This window comes from Paenibacillus sp. 453mf (assembly GCF_900116105.1).
Taxonomy (GTDB): domain Bacteria; phylum Bacillota; class Bacilli; order Paenibacillales; family Paenibacillaceae; genus Paenibacillus; species Paenibacillus provencensis.
Genome location: NZ_FPAC01000001.1, coordinates 1,003,378 through 1,024,995, shown reverse-complemented (window position 1 = coordinate 1,024,995; position 21,618 = coordinate 1,003,378). Strand labels below are relative to the sequence as shown.

Sequence of the window (21,618 nt, the reverse complement as noted above, 5' to 3'; positions counted from 1 at the left end):
AATATGTACAAAAAAAACGCCGGAATGGCGTTCGTATAATATCTGCTTTAAAATTTGGACTCCAATGCTTCAAAAAAAGAGCCAGAATTCGAGTTCTGTCTCTCTTTAAGAGCAATTAGATGTTAGGCTTTCGTTTCAGCTGTCAATACCGCTTTGCGCGAAAGGTTAATACGTCCCTGCTGATCGATCTCCGTTACCTTAACGGTGATAGAATCACCGACTGCAACGACATCTTCCACCTTGGCAACACGCTCTGTCGATAGTTGGGAAATGTGAACCAATCCCTCTTTGTTAGGGAGCACTTCCACAAATGCACCAAACTTCTCAACGCGTTTTACTTTACCGACATAGATCTCGCCTACAACGACTTCACGTACAATGCCCTCAATGATGGCACGGGCTTTATCATTCATCTCTTGATCGGCAGAAGAAATAAAGACACGACCATCTTGCTCGATGTCAATCTTAACACCTGTCTCTTCAATGATCTTATTGATTACTTTACCGCCTGCACCGATGACATCACGGATCTTATCCGGATTAATGTACATCGTGAGAATTTTAGGAGCATATGGAGAAAGTGTTTCTCTAGGCGTTTGGATCGCCTCCATCATTTTACCCAGGATATGCATCCGTCCTTCTCTTGCTTGCGTAAGCGCGTCAGACAAAATTCCGCGGTCGATACCATCAATCTTGATATCCATCTGAATCGCAGTTACACCTTCAGCTGTACCCGCAACCTTAAAGTCCATATCACCAAGGTGATCTTCCATACCTTGAATGTCTGTCAGGATGGATACATGCTCCCCATCTTTGATCAGACCCATAGCTACACCAGCAACTGGCGCTTTGATCGGCACCCCTGCATCCATCATGGCAAGCGTTGACGCACAAATACTTGCTTGGGAAGTAGAACCGTTAGATTCAATTACTTCGGATACAAGACGGATCGTGTATGGGAATTCCGACTCTGGAGGAATAACTTTGGAGAGAGCTCTCTCACCAAGCGCACCATGACCAATCTCGCGACGACCCGGAGGACGAAGCGGTCTTGCTTCTCCGACGCTGAACGGAGGGAAGTTGTAGTGATGCATAAAGCGTTTAGTCTCTTCCGGATCGATACCGTCCAGGATTTGAACATCTCCAAGTGCTCCAAGCGTACATACACTGAGTGCTTGAGTTTGCCCACGAGTAAACAAACCAGATCCATGCGTACGAGGCAGCAGACTTGTATCGCAGTCGATTGGACGAATCTCAGCCAGTGCTCGTCCATCTGGGCGAACCTTATCGTGTGTAATTAGACGACGAACTTCTTCTTTAACGATGTCGTGAAGAATTTCTTTCACGTCTTTGAGCAGTTCCGGAGTTTCTATGTACTTCTCTTCAAAGAAAGCAACCGTTTCATCGTTAATAGCATCAATCGCATCCTGTCTTGCATGCTTCTCTTCTATACGGACTGCTTCAACCAGACGGCTTGCCGCATAATCACGCACTTCTTTATTTGCCGTTTCATCAACAGTATGCAGTTTAACCTGCATTTTTTCTTTGCCAGCCATCGCAGCAAGCTGCTCAATAACAGCAACAATATTTTTGATCTCTTCATGACCAAACATGATCGCTTCGAGCATAACCTCTTCAGGCACTTCGTTCGCTTCGGCTTCAACCATCATAATAGCATCCTTCGTTCCGGAAACAACTACATAGATGTCGCTGGCTTCCTGCTGCTGAATGTTAGGGTTAATAACGAACTCGCCGTTTACACGACCTACAGCTACGCCTCCAATTGGACCATTAAACGGAACATCGGAAATACTAAGCGCTGCAGAAGTACCGATCATCGCTGTAATTTCAGGTTCACAATCCTGATCCACGCTCATTACGAGGTTCAGAACCTGAACATCATTACGGAATCCTTCGGGAAATAGCGGACGAATTGGACGGTCAGTCAGACGGCTTGCAAGAATTGCTTTCTCACTAGGTCTTCCTTCTCTCTTGATAAATCCACCTGGGATTTTACCTACAGCATACAACCTTTCTTCATAGTTGACTGTTAGCGGGAAAAAATCCAAATCCTTTGGTTCACTAGAAGCAGTGACAGTACATAAAATGACAGTGTCTCCATAGCGTGCAGTCACAGCAGCATTTGCCTGCTTGGCAAGTCTTCCGGTCTCCAAAACGAGCTTTCGGCCACCAAGCATCATTTCAACACGTTGTTCCATGAGATCCCTCCTTATCTTCTCCATTAATATCGTTATATCCAGTATTACCTGCTTGAAGCTGATTCATAAACACCGCATTAGACAATCTCTACATTGTCTACTATGAATAAAAAGAAGCCCAATCTACAAAACAACCCGGCTGCGAGCCCGTACTCTTCATAGAGGACGGGGACAACCAGGCTGTCGTTGTTAGGATATACGATGATTAACGGCGCAATCCAAGCTTCTCGATCAAAGCGCTGTAACGTTTAACGTCTTTATTCTTCACGTAAGCAAGAAGCTTACGGCGTTGACCTACCATTTTCAAAAGCCCGCGACGGGAATGGTGGTCTTTCTTGTGCGTACGCAAGTGATCAGTCAAGTTCTTGATGTTTTCCGAAAGGATAGCAACTTGCACCTCTGGAGATCCAGTATCGGACTCGTGAGTTTTGTGCTCGTCGATCAATTGTTGTTTACGTTCTTGAGTCAATGCCATCCTGTTCACCTCCTTCAGTATAATCGCCTTTAGCCTCGTTGCGGCCGGTGAGAGCCCTTCAACCAAAGCTAAGGTTATGTTGTTTAATTAACAACGTCTTTTAGTATAACATACTTGCCTATTTCATGTAAATCTAAACTTCACATTTATTACTAGTTTTGAGATTCGCCAGACAGAAGCTGACTTGCCGTTTCCGAATCCTGCTTAATCTGAGCGATCAGCGCATCAATTGAAGAAAATTTCTGCTCTGTTCTAAGAAAATGAATAAGCTCAACCTTCAGCTCTTCTCCATACAAGTCCCCGCTGTAATCGAGCAAATGTACTTCAAAGGAAGGCTTGGTACGGTTGTCGTGAAACGTTGGCTTAACCCCAATATTCATAACACCCGGAAGTCTCCTATTATCATGTGTAACCCACACCGCATAAACACCTTTAAGAGGGACAACAAAATTCCCAGAAGGCTCGACATTGGCTGTTGGGAAGCCGATCGTATGGCCGCGCTTCTCTCCATCCATAACAATTCCCGTAAAGGAGTATGGTCTGCCCAGCATACGAGTAACTTCATCTATGTCGCCTTCATGAAGTGCTTTTCGAATAAAGGAACTACTGATCTTATCACCATTCAGCTTGAGCGGCGGAACAGTAACAACGTTCATGGAAGGCGCCCCTAATTCCCTGAGTGTGTTCTCATCACCCGCGCCCTTGTGGCCAAATCGAAAATCAAATCCGACAACAGCTGTTTGGACATCCAGTTTGATTAGAAATTGATTCACGAATTGTTCAGGAGATAGATTCGACAGAGATTCATTGAATTCCAGAACATACATGACATCGATGTCCATCTCTTCAAGAATGGCCTCTTTCTCCTTCAGCGGAGTTAAATATCCTTGGTAATCCCCTTTCCGTATGACTTCTTTCGGATGAGGATGGAATGTCAGAACAGCAGCCTGTATTCCCTGCTCCCGGGAAAGATTCACTGCGGTTTGTATGACGCTGGCGTGGCCGGGATGGAGTCCGTCAAATTGTCCAATAGCAAGCACTTGCGGCTTCGACAGTTCATCCAGCACACCTTCTGCCAGCGGAAAAGATAACATCTTTCTGATCACGATTATTCACCTGCAATTCCCACGATTTTACGATAAAACCTATATTAAGATAAAATATTAAGAAGGCTCTGGTAAAAACACTTTAACAGGTGTAATTATACCTGATTCTGCTGTCCAATCAAAAATTCCTAGAAATTGTTCATTGGCAGAATATAGCCTTATTAATCCTTCCTCATTAATTTTTTGATTCACGAGTGTATCAGACAGCTTTTTTCCCTGAAACACGGATTTTTCATAACCTTCTTCCAGGATGTAAGCAGGCATGTTCCAAATGGATTGGTCGGTTGGAATGAGATAACTGGACAGAGTCCCTTCATTAACACATTCCTGAATCTCCTCGATCTTAAGACAACGCCCCAAGGGAATTCCCGCCGACATCGTTCTCGTGAGCTCTACCATAGTTGACGGATAACCCAGCTCCTTGCCAATATCCACACATAATGTACGAATATAAGTACCTTTGGAGCACAGCACACGGAATGAAATTTCGGGATAGCCGTCTTTGCTTGTAAGCTTCTTCAGCTCCAGCTCATGGATGGTCACCTCGCGGCTTTTGCGCTCAACCGTCTTTCCTTGACGAGCCAGCTCATACAGCCTCTTTCCATCCACCTTAACTGCTGAATACATGGGCGGAACCTGAGCAATCTTCCCTACAAATTGTCCCAGGACTTGTTCGACCTCTTCTGGAGTAACCTCAACCAGGTCAGCTCGATCAATAATCTCACCTGTTATATCTTCTGTATCTGTTGCAATACCCAATCGAAGTGTTGCCTCATATTCCTTCGGAAGCTCTTGCAAGTATTCAACTACTCTTGTTGCTCTTCCGAGACACAATGGAAGCACTCCTGTGACCTGAGGGTCTAGTGTACCCGTATGTCCAATCCTCTTCATCTTCAGAATGCCCCGCATCTTCGCTACGACATCGTGTGATGTAAAGCCTGCTGGCTTGTATACAGGAAGCACTCCTTCATATCCGTTCATAATTGCGATTTCACCCGTTCTACTACTTGATTCACCGTTTCTTGCCATGGACCTTCAACTCTAGCCCCTGCTGCGCGAACATGTCCGCCGCCGCCAAAACCTTTGGCCAGAGCAGCCACATCCACCTTACCAGCCGATCTGAAGCTGACTTTAGCAGCCTCATCATTGATGACTTTAAAAAGGATGCCGACCTCGACGCCTTGAATATTCCGCGGATAGTTAACGATTCCTTCGAGATCATCATTTAGAGCACCACACTCAGCCATATCTTCAGGAGTGACAACGACCCAGGCAATTTGTCCATCTTCAGAAATAGACAATGTATTAAGAGCTCTTGTCAATACTTTCAGCTGTGCCAATGTAATCTCTTCGAGAAGTCGTTCAGCAAGCACGGGGCCATTTACACCAAGTGCAAGCAGATCAGAAGCCATCTTCATCACCTTTGGACTCGTGCTTGAATATCGGAATCCTCCGGTATCGGTCAATAGACCGGTATATGCCGCTGTCGCCGCTTCCTTATCCCAAGCCACGCCACAAGCTTCCACAAGATCATATAAAATTTCTGCAGTTGCTGCTGCATCATCCTTAATAATGTTCACTTTGCCATAAGCGTTGTTCGTTGGATGATGATCAATATTTAGAATATCGGCTTCATCTGCAAACCAGTGTGTAACTTTACCTACACGCTCATAATCCGCACAGTCAACACATATGACATGTTGAAACTGCTTCGGCGGGGATTGAGTTGAAGCATTAAGTATTTGGTCCGCATTCCACATATACTGCATGCGCTGTGGTATCGGTCCTTCATTAATCATTGTGAATTTCTTCCCCAGACATGAGAGAAGCCAGCCCACCATAACGGTGGAGCTGACTGCATCTCCGTCCGGCTGTACATGCGACACGACCAGGTAGTCATCATGCAAGAGAAGAAATTCTTTTCCTTGCTCAAGCGCCTGTTCATAAGTCTGCATTGCCGTCGCCTCTATTCATTTTCATTTAGAATCCGGTTTATCGATCTCGGTGAGCAGCTTCTCGATGCGGCTTCCGTATGCGATGGATTCATCAATCTTGAATATTAACTCGGGAACATGACGAAGTCTAACCCGTTTGCCCAATTCGCTGCGAAGAAAACCGCTCGCTTTATCCAGAGCCTTCAGGGAATTATTCTTCTGTTCCTCATCACCGAGAACACTCAAATATACTTTGGCTTGGGACAAGTCATTCGTTACTTCGACACCCGTAATCGTTACAAAACCGATACGCGGATCTTTCAGCTCGGATTGAATCAGCAAGCTCAGTTCTTTCTTTACCTGCTCATTAACACGTCCTGTTCTAATTTTAGCCATAGGTGTTCACCTCTCTAGCAAAGGACATTATTTGCGTTCAACTGTTTCCATTACGAACGCTTCAATAACGTCGCCCTCTTTAATATCGTTGAAATTCTCAATGGTAATACCGCACTCATAACCTTGCGCCACTTCTTTAGCATCATCTTTGTAACGTTTCAATGAGTCTAGTTTGCCCTCAAAAATAACGATTCCATCCCGAATGACGCGAGTTTGTGCTGCACGGGAAATTTTACCGGAAGTAACCATACATCCCGCAATGGTTCCCACTTTACTGATCTTAAAGGTATTACGTACTTCGGCATGACCGATGACACTCTCTTTAAATTCAGGGTCCAGCATCCCTTTCATGGCCTGCTCGATCTCTTCAATTACGTTATAAATAACGTTGTACATACGTACATCGACTTTTTCCGATTCAGCCGTAGATTTCGCCTGAACGTCAGGACGAACATTAAATCCGATCACAATGGCATTGGATGCAGCTGCCAGAATGATATCTGACTCGGTGATCGCACCAGCGCCGCTGTGGATAATCTTCACGCGTACACCTTCAACTTCAATCTTCGCTAGAGACCCCTTAAGTGCCTCAACCGAACCTTGAACGTCTCCCTTGATAATCACGTTAAGATCTTTGATCTCTCCGTCCTTGATATGTTTGAACAAGTCGTCCAGTGTTACACGCGTATGAGTACCCAGATCGGATTCACGTTGTGTAATTGCACGCTTGTCAGCAATGGAGCGAGCCTTACGCTCATCCTCAAATACCATAAACGGATCACCCGCAAGAGGTACTTCCTGCAGACCTGTAATTTCAACCGGAGTTGAAGGACCTGCTTCTTTGAGCTTACGGCCTTTATCATTTACCATAGCACGAACACGTCCGAAGCAATTACCTGCTACAAACGCATCTCCGACTTTGAGTGTACCGTGTTGAACAAGCAGACGCATCACTGGTCCGCGGCCTTTATCCAGCTCAGCCTCAATAACTGTACCACGTGCACGCTTGTTCGGGTTCGCCTTATATTCGTTCACTTCTGCCACGAGCAGGATCATTTCGAGCAAGTCTTCAATACCCATTTTTTGCTTCGCCGAAACGTTAACAAAGATGGTATCTCCGCCCCACTCCTCCGGAACGAGCTCATAGTTGGTAAGCTCCTGCTTAACACGATCCGGATCTGCTCCCGGCTTGTCAATCTTGTTGACAGCAACGATAATCGGCAGATTTGCTGCCTTAGCATGGTTAATTGCTTCTACTGTCTGAGGCATGACACCGTCATCAGCTGCAACCACGATAATCGTCATATCCGTTACTTCCGCACCGCGGGCACGCATCGCTGTAAACGCTTCGTGACCCGGAGTATCGAGGAAGGTAATCTTTTTGTTGTTAATCTCTACTTGGTATGCACCAATATGCTGGGTGATGCCGCCTGCCTCGCCAGAAGTTACACTTGTGGAACGAATGGTATCCAGAAGTGTTGTTTTACCATGGTCAACGTGACCCATAATCGTAACAACTGGAGGACGAGCTTTCAAATCGGCTGGATCATCGTTTTCTTCAACCGTCTCGAAGCGATCGTCTTCAACTGGGATCTTCACTTCAACTTCAACACCGAACTCACCTGCAAGAAGCAGAATCGTGTCGATATCCAGCTCCTGATTAATGGTTGCCATTACACCCATCGATATGAGTTTCTTGATGACTTCAGAAGCATCCTTGTGAAGCAGTTTCGCCGATTCACCTACCGTCATGTTACCGCGAACGATAATTTTCTTTGGTGTATTGTCGATCTTCTCACGAGGTGGCTGATTGGATTGGTTTCTTCCACGGTTGTTTTTTCCACCGCGGTTGTTGCCACGGTAGTTGCCTCTGCCGTTGCCATCTTCAAAACGACGTCCGCCGCCACTGCGATTATTATTGTTACTGCTGTTACTGTTGTTACTGTTGTTACGGTTTTGGCCACCGCGGTTGTTGCCGCCCGCTGTGCTGTTGTTGCTTCTGGCTTGGTTACTTCCTTGGCCACTGCCTTGCTGGGAAGAAGGCCTGTTCGCATTTCCGCCTTGTGAAGGACGTCCTGCGTTTCCTCCTTGAGAAGGGCGGCTTGCATTTCCTCCTTGTGAAGGACGGCTTGCATTTCCTCCTTGTGAAGGACGGTTTCCTTGACCTCCAGCTGATTGGCCTACACTGCCGTTTGATCTGCGGTTATCTTGACCGCTTTGCCGTTGGGATCCACTGTTATTGTTTTGATTTGGTCTATTATTCATACCTACCTGCTTTTCCTGTTGTTTTTTTGGTATTGAGTTACTGTTCTCAGAAGCATTCCGTGTATTCTTAGACTCATTGTTCTTCACTTCGTTTTGCAAATTCTGTGTGGCACCTCCTTGAAAAGACGAATTAGGACGCTCGGTCGCTCCTTGATCTTCATGAACCGCCGATGTCGCAACCGTCTGAGCGGATGAGCTCTGCTCACGTTTAATTGCGGCTCCCGCTTTTATATTGTTAAAAAATTGTTCTACCTTCGCAACGGATCCATTCTCCATTACGCTCATATGATTGTTAACGGGGATATCCAGCTTCTTAAGAATGGTAATAATTTCTTTGCTGCTCATGTTGAGTGATTTTGCATATTCATAAACTCGCAGTTTGCTATCTTGTTTACTCAATATACTCCACCTCCGACATTGTCAAGGCCTGCTTCGCGATCATTTTGACAAATCCCGGATCCGTTACAGCGAGTACAACACGTTCTGGTTTACCCATGGCACTGCCAAGTGTTTCCCGATTGAAGCCGATAAGAAGAGGAACGTTGTACGAATTGCACTTGTCACGGAATTTTTTGAGTGTATTAGCTGATGCATCGGCCGCAACAATAACCATTTTCGCTTCGGAAGACCGGATAGCTTTTAGTACAATTTCATCACCAGAAACTAGTTTGCCTGCTCGCGTCGCAAGACCTACATAGGACAGCGCCTTATTCATCTTCAGCCCTATCCCTTGCGGCCAAAAATTCATCTTCGGCACTGATAAAGTCTTGTGCAAGCTGCTCATAGATCTCAGGCTTCACTTGCGACTTGAGCGCCCGATCGAGTGATCTGTTCTTCTGAGCCAGACGGAAGCAAGCTTCCTTACCGCAAAGATAAGCACCACGACCAGATTTCTTGCCCGTAAGGTCAATCAGCACTTCATCTTCCGGTGTTTTAACAACCCTGATTAACTGTTTCTTCGGCATCATTTCTTGACAAGCCACGCATTTGCGAAGCGGTACTTTGCGTTGTTTCATTCTGTAGACCCCCAATCACTTCAGTACAGCTTAATCGACGGTGATGGAATCCTGATGCATTTCACCAGAAGAGTCTTTTTCTCTGCCAAATTCCTGCTCTGCCTGGCTTTCGCTCTTGATATCAATCTTCCAGCCCGTTAGCTTGGCAGCAAGACGCGCATTCTGACCTTTGATACCAATGGCTAGAGACAGCTGATAGTCCGGAACAATAACTCGAGCCATCTTCTCGTTCTCAAACACCTGAACTTCCAGAACCTTAGATGGGCTCAGTGCGTTAGCAACATATTCCTCAACCGATTCAGAGAATTTCACGATATCAATTTTTTCTCCGCGAAGCTCGTTAACGATCGTCTGAACACGAGTCCCTCTCGGTCCTACGCAAGAACCAACCGGATCCACCTCTTCATTACGAGAATGAACGGCGATCTTCGAACGGAAGCCTGCTTCGCGCGCAACGGAACGAATCTCGACTACACCGTCGAAGATTTCAGGCACTTCAAGCTCAAACAGACGCTTCAGCAGCCCAGGGTGTGTGCGAGAAAGCACAATTTGCGGACCTTTTGTCGTGTTCTCAACCTTAGTGATATATGCCTTGATCCGATCCCCGTGAACAAATTTCTCATTCGGCATAAGCTCCGTAAGAGGAAGAACCGCCTCAACCTTGCCGAGGTCAATATAAATGCTGCGCAGATCCTGGCGCTGTACAACACCTGTAACAATGTCCTCTTCTTTATCAACGAAAGCATTATAGATAAGCCCGCGTTCCGCTTCACGAATACGCTGTGTTACAACCTGCTTTGCCGTTTGAGCTGCAATACGGCCGAAATCTCTTGGTGTAACTTCGATCTCAGCTACATCCTCCAGCTGAAAATGCGGGTTAATCTCTCTTGCTGCAGGCAAAGAAATTTCGGTCCGAGGATCCAGCACCTCTTCTACAACCATCTTACGAGCATATACACGGATAACCCCTGAATTCCGGTTCATGTCAACACGAACATTCTGCGCTGTATTAAAATTACGCTTATAGCTCGAAATCAGCGCAGCTTCAATCGCTTCGAACAAAATGTCCTTGCTGATTCCCTTATCCCTTTCTAGTTCATTCATCGCTTCAATAAAATCCATACTCATGAATGTAAATCCCCCTTTCAAACATGTCATCCATAGCGTAAAACGGCGAAGTTCTCTTTATACAGAAACATTAAAGAGAACCTTGCCGTTGCACGCGGGACGAATCTGATCATATAGTGTGTAAATTTAACACTTATAAAACAATGGCCAAACGTGCACTCGCCACTTTTGAATAAGGAACGGCATGCTCTTTTTTTCCTGAGGCAATAACCAATTCGTCGTTTTCAAAAGATAACAATTCGCCTTCAAATTCCTTCAGACCGTCTATCGGCTCATATGTAGTGACGTACACATTCTTTCCTACCGCCTTGGCCACGTCGGCAGACTTCTTCAGGGGGCGTTCAGCACCGGGAGAAGAGACTTCTAGAAAATATGCATCAGGGATCGGATCCTTCTTATCCAGCTCTGCGCTTAAAAATTCACTGATCAATCCGCAATCATCCAGATCGATGCCACCCTCTTTATCCACGTAAACACGCAGGAAGTAATTGCTTCCTTCTTTCACGTATTCTACATCTATGAGCTCAAATTCATGCTCATCCAGAAAAGGCTTGATCATTTCTTCCACGGTAGTTTTAATCTTTGTGCTCAAATAAGGTAACCTCCAAGTCAGGTTCGTTCCGGTTAACCGGCAAATTAAAGTGTATACCAAAGAGTAAAGAGTGGGTTTCCCCACTCTTTAAGCAACGGTTTTATCCTCATGATTACCATAAAAATTATAACATAGTCAGACATTAGTGACAAGTATAGTCACTTGACTCGCTGTCTCTGTATCGGTTAGTCATGATTTCTGACTAGAAGAGTGACAGCTGATTGCTCTCTGGCAGACCACGGAAGCAGCCCATTTGCGTCAGCAGCTCCACCGCTGTCTTACTCGCCTTCGATTTCTGCTGGAAATCTTCAATGGACAAGAACTCCCCGTGTTCACGTGCTGCTGCAATATTGCGAGCTGCATTGTCACCAATACCTGCAAGGGCAGAGAAAGGAGGAATCAGGGAATCCCCCTCAATCGTGAAGCGTGTCGCATCCGATCGATACAGATCAATCGTTTTGAAGCTATATCCTCGTGCTGTCATTTCAAGCGCCATCTCTAGCACCGATAACATCGATTTCTCCTTCGTCGAAGCCTGGAAGCCAAGCTGCTCAATCTCAACGATCTTCCGAGATATTGCTTCATAGCCCTGACATGCCAGCTCAATATCAAAATCCTCAGCACGTACTGAGAAATAGGTTGCGTAATATTCAATAGGATAATACAGCTTGTAGTATGCAGTACGAACTGCTGATATAACATAAGCAGAAGCATGGGCTTTCGGGAACATGTACTGGATTTTCAGACAGGAATCGATGTACCACTGCGGAACCTTACAGTTCTTCATTTCATCAATCCATTCCTGACTGAGTCCTTTACCCTTACGTACACTCTCGGTAATTTTGAAGGCAAGTGCAGCATCCATGCCGTGCTTATAAATCAAGAACAGCATGATATCGTCCCGACAGCCAATTACGGTCTTAATGTTGCAGGTTCCGTTCTTGATCAGCTCCTGTGCATTGCCGAGCCATACGCCAGTCCCGTGGGACAACCCTGATATTTGCAAGAGGTCAGCAAAGGTGCTTGGCTGGGATTCCTGCAGCATCTGTCTAACGAATTTGGTACCCATCTCCGGCACGCCATAAGTGGCAACTGGCGTACGGATCTGCTCGGGGGTTACACCAAGCGCATCCGTTGAGTTGAACATGCTCATGACCTTGGGATCATTCATTGGAATTGTAGTTGGATCAACGCCTGTCAAATCCTGAAGCATCCGCATCATCGTCGGATCATCATGTCCCAGAATATCCAGCTTGAGCAAATTATCCTCGAAGGCGTGATAGTCAAAGTGCGTCGTTTTCCATTCCGCACTGGTGTCATCTGCCGGATACTGTACAGGTGTGACATCCTCAACTTCAATATAGTCCGGTACAACGACAATTCCGCCCGGATGCTGTCCGGTGCTCCGCTTCACGCCGGTACATCCTGATGCAAGCCGATTTAGCTCCGCACCTCTCCAGGATTTGTGATGAGCTTCCTCGTATTTCTTCGCAAATCCGAAGGCCGTCTTCTCCGCTACCGTACCAATCGTCCCTGCACGGAATACGTTCTTCTCACCAAACATTACCTTTGTAAAATGGTGAGCCTTGGGCTGGTATTCACCAGAGAAGTTAAGATCAATATCGGGAACCTTGTCACCCTTAAAGCCAAGGAACGTTTCGAAAGGGATATCCTGACCTTCACCCTTGTAAGGTTTGCCGCACTCAGGACAATCCTTCAGAGGGAGGTCAAATCCACTCTTCACACTGCCATCAAGGAACCATTCGCTGTGCTTGCATTCTGGATTAACACAAATATAATGCGGAGGCAGCGGATTAACCTCGGATATACCAAGGAATGTAGCTACGACAGAGGAACCTACGGAACCCCGGGAGCCTACCAGATATCCATCCTGGTTCGACTTCTTAACCAGCTTCTCTGAAATAAGATAGTTGGCAGAGAATCCGAATTTGATAATGGGCTCCAGCTCTTTTTCCAGTCGTTTAACGACAACATCCGGTACTTCTTCACCGTAAATAGATTTAGCTGTCTCGTAGCACTTGCTGCGAATCTCTTCTTCAGCTCCCTCAATAATTGGGGTAAAGAGCTCTTTGGGAAAGAGCTGTATCTCTTCAAAGCGGTCGGCCAGCTCACTCGTATTCGTGACGACCACTTCATAAGCTTTGTCCTTGCCAAGGAACTCGAATTCCTCCAGCATTTCGTCTGTTGTACGGAAGTGAGCATCCGGCTTACGCATATCCTTAAGTGGACTAAACCCGGTTATCCCGTGAATCGTAATATCTCTATAAATTTTGTCTCTCGGATCAAGGTAATGCACATTCCCTGTAGCAACGACCGGTTTGCCCAGCTTGTCACCAATCTCAACCACTTTGCGAATCGCAATTTTAATCTCGTCCGGCGTCGCCACCAGTCCCTTGTCAACAAGATGCATATACATCGTAATCGGTTGAATCTCCAAAATGTCATAGAATTGGGCAATCTCCTCAGCTTCTTCAACCGATTTATTGAGTACAGCTTCAAAAAACTCACCCTTCTCGCAGCCGGACATGATTAGCAGTCCATCTCGATGGCCCACCAGCTTCGACTTCGGGATCGTCGCAACCCGCTTGAAATGCTGTGTATGGGACAGACTAACCAGCTTGTACAAATTCTTCTTGCCTGTACCATTAAGTGCATATATCCCACTGTGGAACGGCCTTGCATTGGACAGGTCCATGCCTACGTAATCATTCAGCCGGTCCAGCATTGTGATACCCTTCAGCTGTGAAGCATCATTCAGCAGCCCTGTCAGTATGCCGGCAAGCGCAATCGTATCATCAATCGCCCGGTGATGATTCTCAAGCGAAACCTTATATTTATCCGCCAGTGTATTCAAGCGGTGATTTTTCATCGTTGGATGCAGCAATCTGGCGAGCTCCAGTGTATCCAGTACGGGATTCTCCAATGGTTCCATCCCGATTGTTTTGAGATTGGCTTGAATAAAGCCAATGTCAAATCTCGCGTTGTGCGCCACTAATATCCCGTTTCCCACAAACTTGACGAAGTCCTGCAGCACAGGCTCAAGCTCTGGCGCATCCTTGACCATATCATCGTTAATGTTGGTCAGCTGCTGGATGTTATACGGAATTCGTTCATGAGGATTCACAAAGGTCGCAAATCGATCCACTTCCTTGTCATCCTGCATTTTTACTGCTGCAATTTCGATGATCTTGTTCTGTGTAACCGATAAACCTGTCGTCTCTATATCAAACACAATATATTCCGCTGTTTTTAACTCCAAGGGCTGCGGCTTCATAACAACCTCTACAGCATCATTGACGATATTCGCCTCGAGTCCGTAAATCATTTTGACGCCGTGCTTTTTAGCAGCCTTGGCTGCTTCCGGATATACTTGAACGCCTCCATGATCTGTTACAGCAATCGCTTTGTGTCCCCATTTGGCTGCCGTTTTGACATAAGTATCGATGGAAGTTACCGCGTCCATCGTACTCATCTTCGTATGAAGGTGAAATTCGACTCGCTTCTCTGCTGCGTTATCCTTACGTGTTGGCGGTGCCTGCACCTCGACGAGATCTGAAGGGATCATGGCGAGCTCAGGTACTTGCATAAATCGATCGTATTCAACTCGCCCGCGAACCTTCAGCCATTTTCCATTCGCCAGCAGATTCATAATTTTGACATCTTCTTTGGACTTCGCAAATACTTTCATCTGCATGGAATCCGTAAAGTCGGTCAAGTAGAACATGTAAAGCGTATTACCGTTGCGGAGCTCTTTTTTGTCCAGACCAAATACGGTACCTTGAAGAGTAATCTTCTTCTCTTCATCCTGAACTTCCTGAATAGGCACTGCCGGCTCCTTAATCTCATATCCCATTTGAAGCCTAACATCGCCTTCTTCTTCCTCTATTGGGGCCATCTCGGCTTCAATCATGCTCATCATGTTCTCAATGACAACACGTTCTTCTTCCCGTTTCTTCTGTTCAAACTTCTCCAGCTCTTCTCGGTTACTCTCGCCAACCAGCATCTTCACCTTAAGCGGGAGCTTGAAGTAACGATCATAATACGTGGTTATTGCCTGATCAATCTGCTTCTTGCGGGCAAGCTCCAGCGCCATGCCATCACTCATTGTTAGCGTGAGTAGACCAGACTCAACTTCCTGAGTCGCCCGGTTCATCCATCCATTAACAGAAGGAATTTGCTGATGCACCCATTCCAGGAACAAATTCCAATACTCTCCGACAATATCTGCTTCGGATACAGCAGTACCGTAGTTGAAAGTAAACGAAATCTTGGCTATATGACTCATTTTATCTCGAATATGCAGACAGAATGCTTTAAAGACAGGAGCGGGAACCAGTGTATCCTTCGTAATGGTTATGTGCCATTCACGGTTCATGCGGCTAATTTCCACCTGGTCGATAAAGCCGTCGATAAAATGAGGCTCCACGATGCCCGCCGGCAAATCAACCTGTTTCATCAGCAGCTCAAACCGTTTTCTCTTCTCATCCGTTCCGTTCAATCTTTCTCCCCCCGTTTCAAACCATAGAACATGAAAAGCTCCTGCACACAAAAATGGGAACCGATCCGCTAAAAGGCACCGTCTCATTTCGGACAGAAGCTTGTCATTCTCTTACACGTGTGAATCAATTAATAGTCTTGATTGAAGCAGCCGAAGGTATTATGAAATTGATTCATGTATACTCAAAAAAAATTAATATGCTCTAGCAAATACTACCGTATGTTCTGCTTTCTGTCCACATACCAGACAAGTATGTTTTTCCTCAGCGGGTTCAAACGGAATGTTACGGCTAGTCGCCCCTGTCACTTCTTTGACCTTGTCTTCACAAGCATCCGAACCGCACCAGCCGGCAAGTGAGAAGCCGCGTTTCTCTTCCATCAGTTCCTTCATCTCGTCAAGTGTATCCACGGAGTAGAAGTTGTCCTTCATGAAGTTCTGCGCACGCTCGAACATTTCGTTCTGTACTTGCTCCAGCATAGCCTTGATCTCTTCTACCAAGTCTGCCTGCTGAACAACCTTCTTCTCACCGGAGATTCTGGATACAAGCACACATACTCCGTTCTCCATGTCACGAGGACCGATCTCAAGGCGTACAGGAACACCGCGCATTTCATACTCGTTAAACTTCCACCCAGGACGCACATCACTGCGATCGTCCATTTTAACACGAATACCAGCCTTCTTCAGTTCTGCATACAACTCATCAGCCCGGCCAACGACTTGATCACGTGTCTTTGGAGGTCCAATTGGAATCATGATCACTTGTGTAGGCGCAACCTTTGGAGGCAGTGCCAGTCCACGATCATCACCGTGCACCATAATCATGGCACCAATCAGACGTGTGCTTGTCCCCCATGAAGTGGTATGTGCATACTCTAGTGTATTTTCCCGGTTCAAGTACTGTATTTCAAAAGCTTTGGCAAAATTGGTGCCCATGTAATGGGAAGTTCCCGCTTGAACCGCTCGTCCATCCTTCATCATGGCCTCAATGGAGAATGTGTCCACTGCACCGGCGAATTTCTCGGATCTGGTCTTTTGCCCCTTGATGACCGGAATCGCCAGTACGTTCTCCACGACCTCACGGTACACTTCCAGCATTTGCATCGTTTCCTGACGAGCTTCCTCTTCTGTTTCATGAGCAGTATGACCTTCTTGCCACAAGAACTCACTTGTACGCAAGAAAGGCATCGTACGTTTTTCCCAACGAACCACATTTGCCCACTGATTGATCATAACCGGCAGATCACGATAGGACTGAATCCATTTGGAATACATATGTCCAAAGATCGTTTCAGAGGTAGGACGAATCGCAAGTCTCTCCTCAAGCTTCTCCCCTCCTGCCTCAGTTACCCATGGCAGTTCAGGATTAAAGCCTTCAACATGCTCCTTCTCCTTCTGGAAGAAGCTCTCCGGGATAAACATCGGGAAGTATGCATTACGATGACCTGTTTCTTTGAAACGACGGTCCATTTCTTCCTGAATATGCTCCCAGATTTCATAGCCATCCGGTTTGAATACGATACATCCCCGAACTGGAGAGTAATCCATCAGATCCGCTTTCTTAATGGTGTCTATATACCAGCGAGAGAAATCCTCAGACTGGGGTGTAATTTCAGTGACAAACTGTTTATCGTTCGACATAAGACTCGTTTCCGTCCTCCCATAGTTCTCACATCATTAATGATCCATTCGGTCATTATGATATGCGAACAACAATTATCCATTAATCAATCTTAAAATATCGTTATAGGTTACAGCAATCATCAACAAGAACAGCATCGCAAACCCAATGAAGTGCACCATGCCTTCACGATTCGGATCAATCGGTTTGCCGCGAAGCCCTTCAATCCCCAAGAAGATAAGTCGGCTTCCATCCAATGCTGGAATCGGCAATAGATTGAATATCCCTAAATACAGGCTAAGGATTGCCGTCCATTGTGTCAACTGTAAAATGCCCTGCTTCGCAATTTGACCCGTCACTTCAAATGTGCGAACCGGTCCTCCCAGATCATCGATATTGAACTGAGCAATCAGCATCCGGAAGCCTTCAAATATGCTTTTTGTAGTTGTAACCATATGATCACCGGCCACAGCAAAGGACTGGAAGAATCCGACATCCTCTGTTTGCAATTCAGGTGTGATTCCGACTTTCCCACCTTCCTGGCCTTCCATTGGTCTAGGCGTAATACTTAGATTGAATACCTCTTCTCCCCTACGCACAGTCCAATCCATGGGTTTATCCATTGATTCAGCAATCATGGCCACCATTTTATTATAATCTCCACCAATGGCTTCGCCATTAATAGTTTCAATAATATCGCCTTTGCGAAGGTCTGCTTCTGCAGCAGGCATTCCTTCACTGATATTGCCGATCTTCACATAGGTTGGGTTCTCAGCAGGGACGCCGGCTATCATGGCATGAATCGCAAACAGGACGAAGGCCAGCAGGAAATTCATAAACGGTCCGGCAAAAATGGCCAGTGCTCTTTGACCGACCGTCTTGCTGTTAAACTGGCGATCCTTAGGAGCAATCTGTGTCTCCTGTCCTCTTGCAATGAGCATTGCCTGTGGATGGACAGGGAATTGCTGCTTCTCTCCATCAACGTCCATCTCAATCATAAGTCTGCGCTCCAGATCAATCGTGAGGATCTCTCCACGCACCACATTTTTGCGGTTATCCAGCTGATCAAGGTATATCGATTTCACCAGTCCGTCTGCTGCTTTAATCGCAATCGTCTGACCTGGCTGAATCTCAATGAGTTCCGGATCTTCACCCGCCATCCGTGCATATCCTCCAAACGGAAGCAAACGCAGAGTGAACACCGTCTCCTGGTGCTTATAAGAAAACAGCTTTGGACCAAAACCGATCGCAAATTCTCTGACGAGAATTCCTGCACGCTTGGCAAAATAGTAATGGCCCCATTCATGCACCGTCACAATGACGAAAAACATGAGTACTGTTAGTACTACGATTTGCAAGGTTTCCAAATTACTTCCATCCTCCTTTTACTTAAGAAGAGCTAGTCATGTCCTACTTACATTATCATTATTCAGACAGGGGATACAAGAGAATCAAATCTTTTGAGCAGCATCTCCTTATTGAACCTAGTAAGCAGGATGAAACCTTGTTTACATTTGTCCTGCTAGCGTCCTTACATATTGATCCACTCTGTCAATTTCAGAAAGATCAGGATTTAGTTCATTGCTGTGAGCTTCAATTACCCGTTCAATGATCTCCTCGATCTTGAGGAAGGAAATTTCACCTTTCAAGAACCGCGCAACAGCTACTTCGTTAGCTGCATTAAACGCCGTTGTTGCGGTACCTCCCATTTTGCCGCATTCAAATGCAAGCCGCAGGCAAGGGAATCGTTCCATATCCATCTCTTTAAAATGCAAAGATCCAATCTCAGTGAGCGACAAAGATTTTGCAGGTGAAGGCAGCCTTTTCGGATAAGTTAATGCATATTGAATCGGCACCCGCATATCAGGATTTCCCATCTGCGCAATCATGCTCGTATCCTGAAACTCGACAAAGGAATGAATAATACTCTCTGGATGCAGCAAAACGTTGATTTGCTCGTAAGGCAGACCGAACAGCCATCTGGCTTCAATGACTTCAAGTCCTTTATTCACCATTGTCGCTGAATCAATCGTAATCTTGGAACCCATGGACCAGTTTGGATGCTTCAGTGCATCCTCCACCGTCACATGCTGAAGCTGATCTCGGCTTAAATTTCTAAATGATCCGCCTGAGGCAGTTAACGTTATATTCTTCACTTCACGAATCTCTTCGCCGTTCAGGCATTGAAATATGGCAGAATGTTCGCTGTCCACAGGTATAATTTGCACGTCTTTGTCTTTGGCGAGTGATGTAACCAAATGTCCTGCTGTCACAAGGGTCTCCTTGTTCGCAAGTCCGATTTGCTTCTGTTCCTTGATAGCCGCCAAGGTAGATTTGAGACCCACACTACCCATGACCGCTGTAATTACCATCTCTGCATCCGTTCCGGCAGCCACTTCAATTAATCCTTCTTCGCCGAAAAACACTTCTGTACCCGCAGGAACATTTGATTTGACGATATCGACATCATCCATACGACCTACAGATACTTTCTTAGGGCGATAAACGTTCGCCTGCTCTATCAGCAGCTCCACATTCGATCCAGCAGATAAGCCTTCTACTTGAAATTTATCCGGATGCATTGATATGACATCCAATGTCTGAGTTCCAATGGAGCCTGTCGAACCAAGAACTGATATTTTCTTCATATGGTACACCTCATGTCATTCTTTGATCGCACAATTGTGGTTATACATTATCTCTGCTAGTAAGGTATCAGTGCGAGCATATGTACAAACGGAAATACAAATATCCAGCTGTCACAGCGATCAAGGATACCGCCATGCCCAGGCAGCAGACTGCCTGAATCCTTAATTCCATACACACGTTTGTATGCAGACTGAACCAAATCACCCATTTGTCCAATGATCGCAGATGACAGTCCGATCAGCACTGCGTTTCCAACACCAACGATTCCATCTGACAATAGAGCAAAAGCTATCGAAACGATAACTGCGATTACGATGCCGCCGATGGCCCCTTCAATCGTTTTGTTCGGGCTGATCACAGGCCAGAGCTTATGTTTACCGATACTCTTGCCTACGAAATAAGCACCGGCATCACTGCCCCATATGCTGACTAAAATCATAAAAGTCCAGAACAAACCGTCCTGTAACTGACGAGTTGCTGCAATATAATAAAAACCGATCCCAACATATACGACACCAATAAACATCAGTGCCGCTGTTTGAACGGTCAGTTTGTTCTTGGTCGTTACTGTAGCAGAGAGGAACAGCAGCATTAAGAGCCATACGATCTGAATAAGCGACATTGAAATATCTAAGCTTGCAAGTATTGATGGAAATACGAGTATCAGAACACCTATATAGCCTATAAATGCAGTTCCCCCAAATGTCGAGACCCCAATCATACGAATAAATTCGTATAAACCGATCAGAGACATCATGAGGATCAGAACGTTATACCAAGTTCCTCCCAATATTGCAAATCCCAGAAAAAATACTCCGGCAACAATTCCCGTTATGACTCGCTCTTTCAACTTGGTCCATCCTCCATTACTTCAAACCGCCATATCTTCTCGTTCTTTGCTGATATTCAGCTACAGCCTCATACAAATGCTGCTTCTCGAATTCAGGCCAATAAATGTCAGTAAACCACATTTCACTATAAGCAAGCTGCCACAGCATGAAATTACTCAAACGAAGCTCACCACTTGTGCGTATAAGCAAATCAGGATCAGGCATGCTGCTTGATAACAAATGTTCCCCGATGAGCTCAGACGTAATCTCACTTGCTTGAAGTTCCCCGGCTTCAATTTTATGACCGAGTGATCTCACCGCTTCCGTGATTTCCTTGCGGCTACCATAATTCAGAGCAAAATTCAGTACCATTCCGGTATTGTGTTTGGTCTTCTCGATCGCCTCTTTAACCGCCTTGATTGTATGTTCCGGAAGCTGCTCTTCATGCCCCATCATTTCGACGCGCACATTTTTTTCAATGAGTTCATCCAGTTCCTGTGATAAAAAATCAACGGGCAATCTCATCAAAAAATCAACTTCGTCTCTTGGTCTGGTCCAATTTTCGGTGGAAAAGGCATACATGGTCAAATATTCCACACCTAAATCATTTGCAGCTATCGTAGCACGTTTAACAGCCTTCATGCCACTCTGATGACCCATAATACGGGGCAAGCCCTGCCGTTTAGCCCATCTTCCGTTACCATCCATAATAATCGCAACATGCTTCGGGATGTTATCCTTGGACAACTGTGGCAGCTCTTTCTTGTCATCACCGTTTAACCATGACCGAAAGCGTTTCATCATTCGACTTCCTCCAAAATTCCCATGAAGTTTCTTTTCACTCTTGTGAAAAGAGCAAACCCCACCG

The 21,618-nt window shown here is 45.8% G+C and carries 17 protein-coding genes; all 17 read right to left on the bottom strand.

The window, feature by feature from the left end:
- Window positions 1-122 precede the first annotated feature (122 nt).
- Window positions 123-2,219, bottom strand: a complete 2,097-nt coding sequence (gene pnp, locus BM415_RS04970) for a polyribonucleotide nucleotidyltransferase (protein WP_091155236.1) — start codon at window positions 2,217-2,219, stop codon at window positions 123-125.
- A 205-nt stretch (window positions 2,220-2,424) separates the two neighbouring features.
- Window positions 2,425-2,694 carry a 30S ribosomal protein S15 gene (gene rpsO / locus BM415_RS04965; protein WP_091155233.1) on the bottom strand — a complete coding sequence of 90 codons (270 nt, stop codon included), beginning with the start codon at window positions 2,692-2,694 and terminating at the stop codon, window positions 2,425-2,427.
- Between the two features lie 152 nt (window positions 2,695-2,846).
- A complete protein-coding gene (locus BM415_RS04960; RefSeq protein WP_091155231.1) occupies window positions 2,847-3,800 on the bottom strand; it encodes a bifunctional riboflavin kinase/FAD synthetase in 954 nt (317 codons plus the stop codon).
- A 57-nt stretch (window positions 3,801-3,857) separates the two neighbouring features.
- The gene (gene truB / locus BM415_RS04955) at window positions 3,858-4,781 is read right to left on the bottom strand and encodes a tRNA pseudouridine(55) synthase TruB (RefSeq protein WP_091155227.1); all 924 of its coding nucleotides are present in this window, start codon (window positions 4,779-4,781) and stop codon (window positions 3,858-3,860) included.
- A complete protein-coding gene (locus BM415_RS04950) occupies window positions 4,778-5,755 on the bottom strand; it encodes a DHH family phosphoesterase (RefSeq protein ID WP_091155225.1) in 978 nt (325 codons plus the stop codon). Before BM415_RS04950 ends, truB begins: the two co-directional genes overlap by 4 nt.
- A gap of 21 nt (window positions 5,756-5,776) precedes the next feature.
- Entirely contained in the window at window positions 5,777-6,130 is a 354-nt protein-coding gene (gene rbfA, locus BM415_RS04945; RefSeq protein ID WP_091155223.1) for a 30S ribosome-binding factor RbfA, read from the bottom strand.
- Between the two features lie 27 nt (window positions 6,131-6,157).
- On the bottom strand, window positions 6,158-8,794 hold the full coding sequence (gene infB / locus BM415_RS04940; protein WP_091155220.1) for a translation initiation factor IF-2: 2,637 nt from the start codon (window positions 8,792-8,794) through the stop codon (window positions 6,158-6,160).
- Complete coding sequence (locus BM415_RS04935; RefSeq protein WP_091155217.1) at window positions 8,787-9,110, bottom strand: L7Ae/L30e/S12e/Gadd45 family ribosomal protein; 324 nt, start codon at window positions 9,108-9,110, stop codon at window positions 8,787-8,789. The genes infB and BM415_RS04935 overlap by 8 nt, the downstream gene beginning before the upstream one ends.
- Window positions 9,103-9,411, bottom strand: a complete 309-nt coding sequence (locus BM415_RS04930) for an RNase P modulator RnpM (protein WP_091155215.1) — start codon at window positions 9,409-9,411, stop codon at window positions 9,103-9,105. Before BM415_RS04930 ends, BM415_RS04935 begins: the two co-directional genes overlap by 8 nt.
- Before the next feature lie 30 nt (window positions 9,412-9,441).
- Window positions 9,442-10,539, bottom strand: a complete 1,098-nt coding sequence (nusA, locus tag BM415_RS04925) for a transcription termination factor NusA (RefSeq protein ID WP_047909682.1) — start codon at window positions 10,537-10,539, stop codon at window positions 9,442-9,444.
- Window positions 10,540-10,672: 133 nt separating this feature from the next.
- Window positions 10,673-11,131 carry a ribosome maturation factor RimP gene (rimP, locus tag BM415_RS04920; RefSeq protein WP_091155212.1) on the bottom strand — a complete coding sequence of 153 codons (459 nt, stop codon included), beginning with the start codon at window positions 11,129-11,131 and terminating at the stop codon, window positions 10,673-10,675.
- 202 nt (window positions 11,132-11,333) lie between these two features.
- Entirely contained in the window at window positions 11,334-15,650 is a 4,317-nt protein-coding gene (locus BM415_RS04915) for a PolC-type DNA polymerase III (protein ID WP_091155209.1), read from the bottom strand.
- Window positions 15,651-15,842: 192 nt separating this feature from the next.
- Entirely contained in the window at window positions 15,843-17,291 is a 1,449-nt protein-coding gene (gene proS / locus BM415_RS04910; RefSeq protein ID WP_091155206.1) for a proline--tRNA ligase, read from the bottom strand.
- A gap of 75 nt (window positions 17,292-17,366) precedes the next feature.
- On the bottom strand, window positions 17,367-18,638 hold the full coding sequence (rseP, locus tag BM415_RS04905; RefSeq protein WP_091155204.1) for an RIP metalloprotease RseP: 1,272 nt from the start codon (window positions 18,636-18,638) through the stop codon (window positions 17,367-17,369).
- A gap of 141 nt (window positions 18,639-18,779) precedes the next feature.
- Entirely contained in the window at window positions 18,780-19,919 is a 1,140-nt protein-coding gene (locus BM415_RS04900) for a 1-deoxy-D-xylulose-5-phosphate reductoisomerase (RefSeq protein ID WP_091155203.1), read from the bottom strand.
- Between the two features lie 56 nt (window positions 19,920-19,975).
- Window positions 19,976-20,770, bottom strand: coding sequence for a phosphatidate cytidylyltransferase (locus BM415_RS04895; RefSeq protein WP_091155200.1), 795 nt, complete (start codon window positions 20,768-20,770; stop codon window positions 19,976-19,978).
- A 16-nt stretch (window positions 20,771-20,786) separates the two neighbouring features.
- A complete protein-coding gene (locus BM415_RS04890; RefSeq protein WP_091155197.1) occupies window positions 20,787-21,554 on the bottom strand; it encodes an isoprenyl transferase in 768 nt (255 codons plus the stop codon).
- Between the last annotated feature and the right edge of the window lie 64 nt (window positions 21,555-21,618).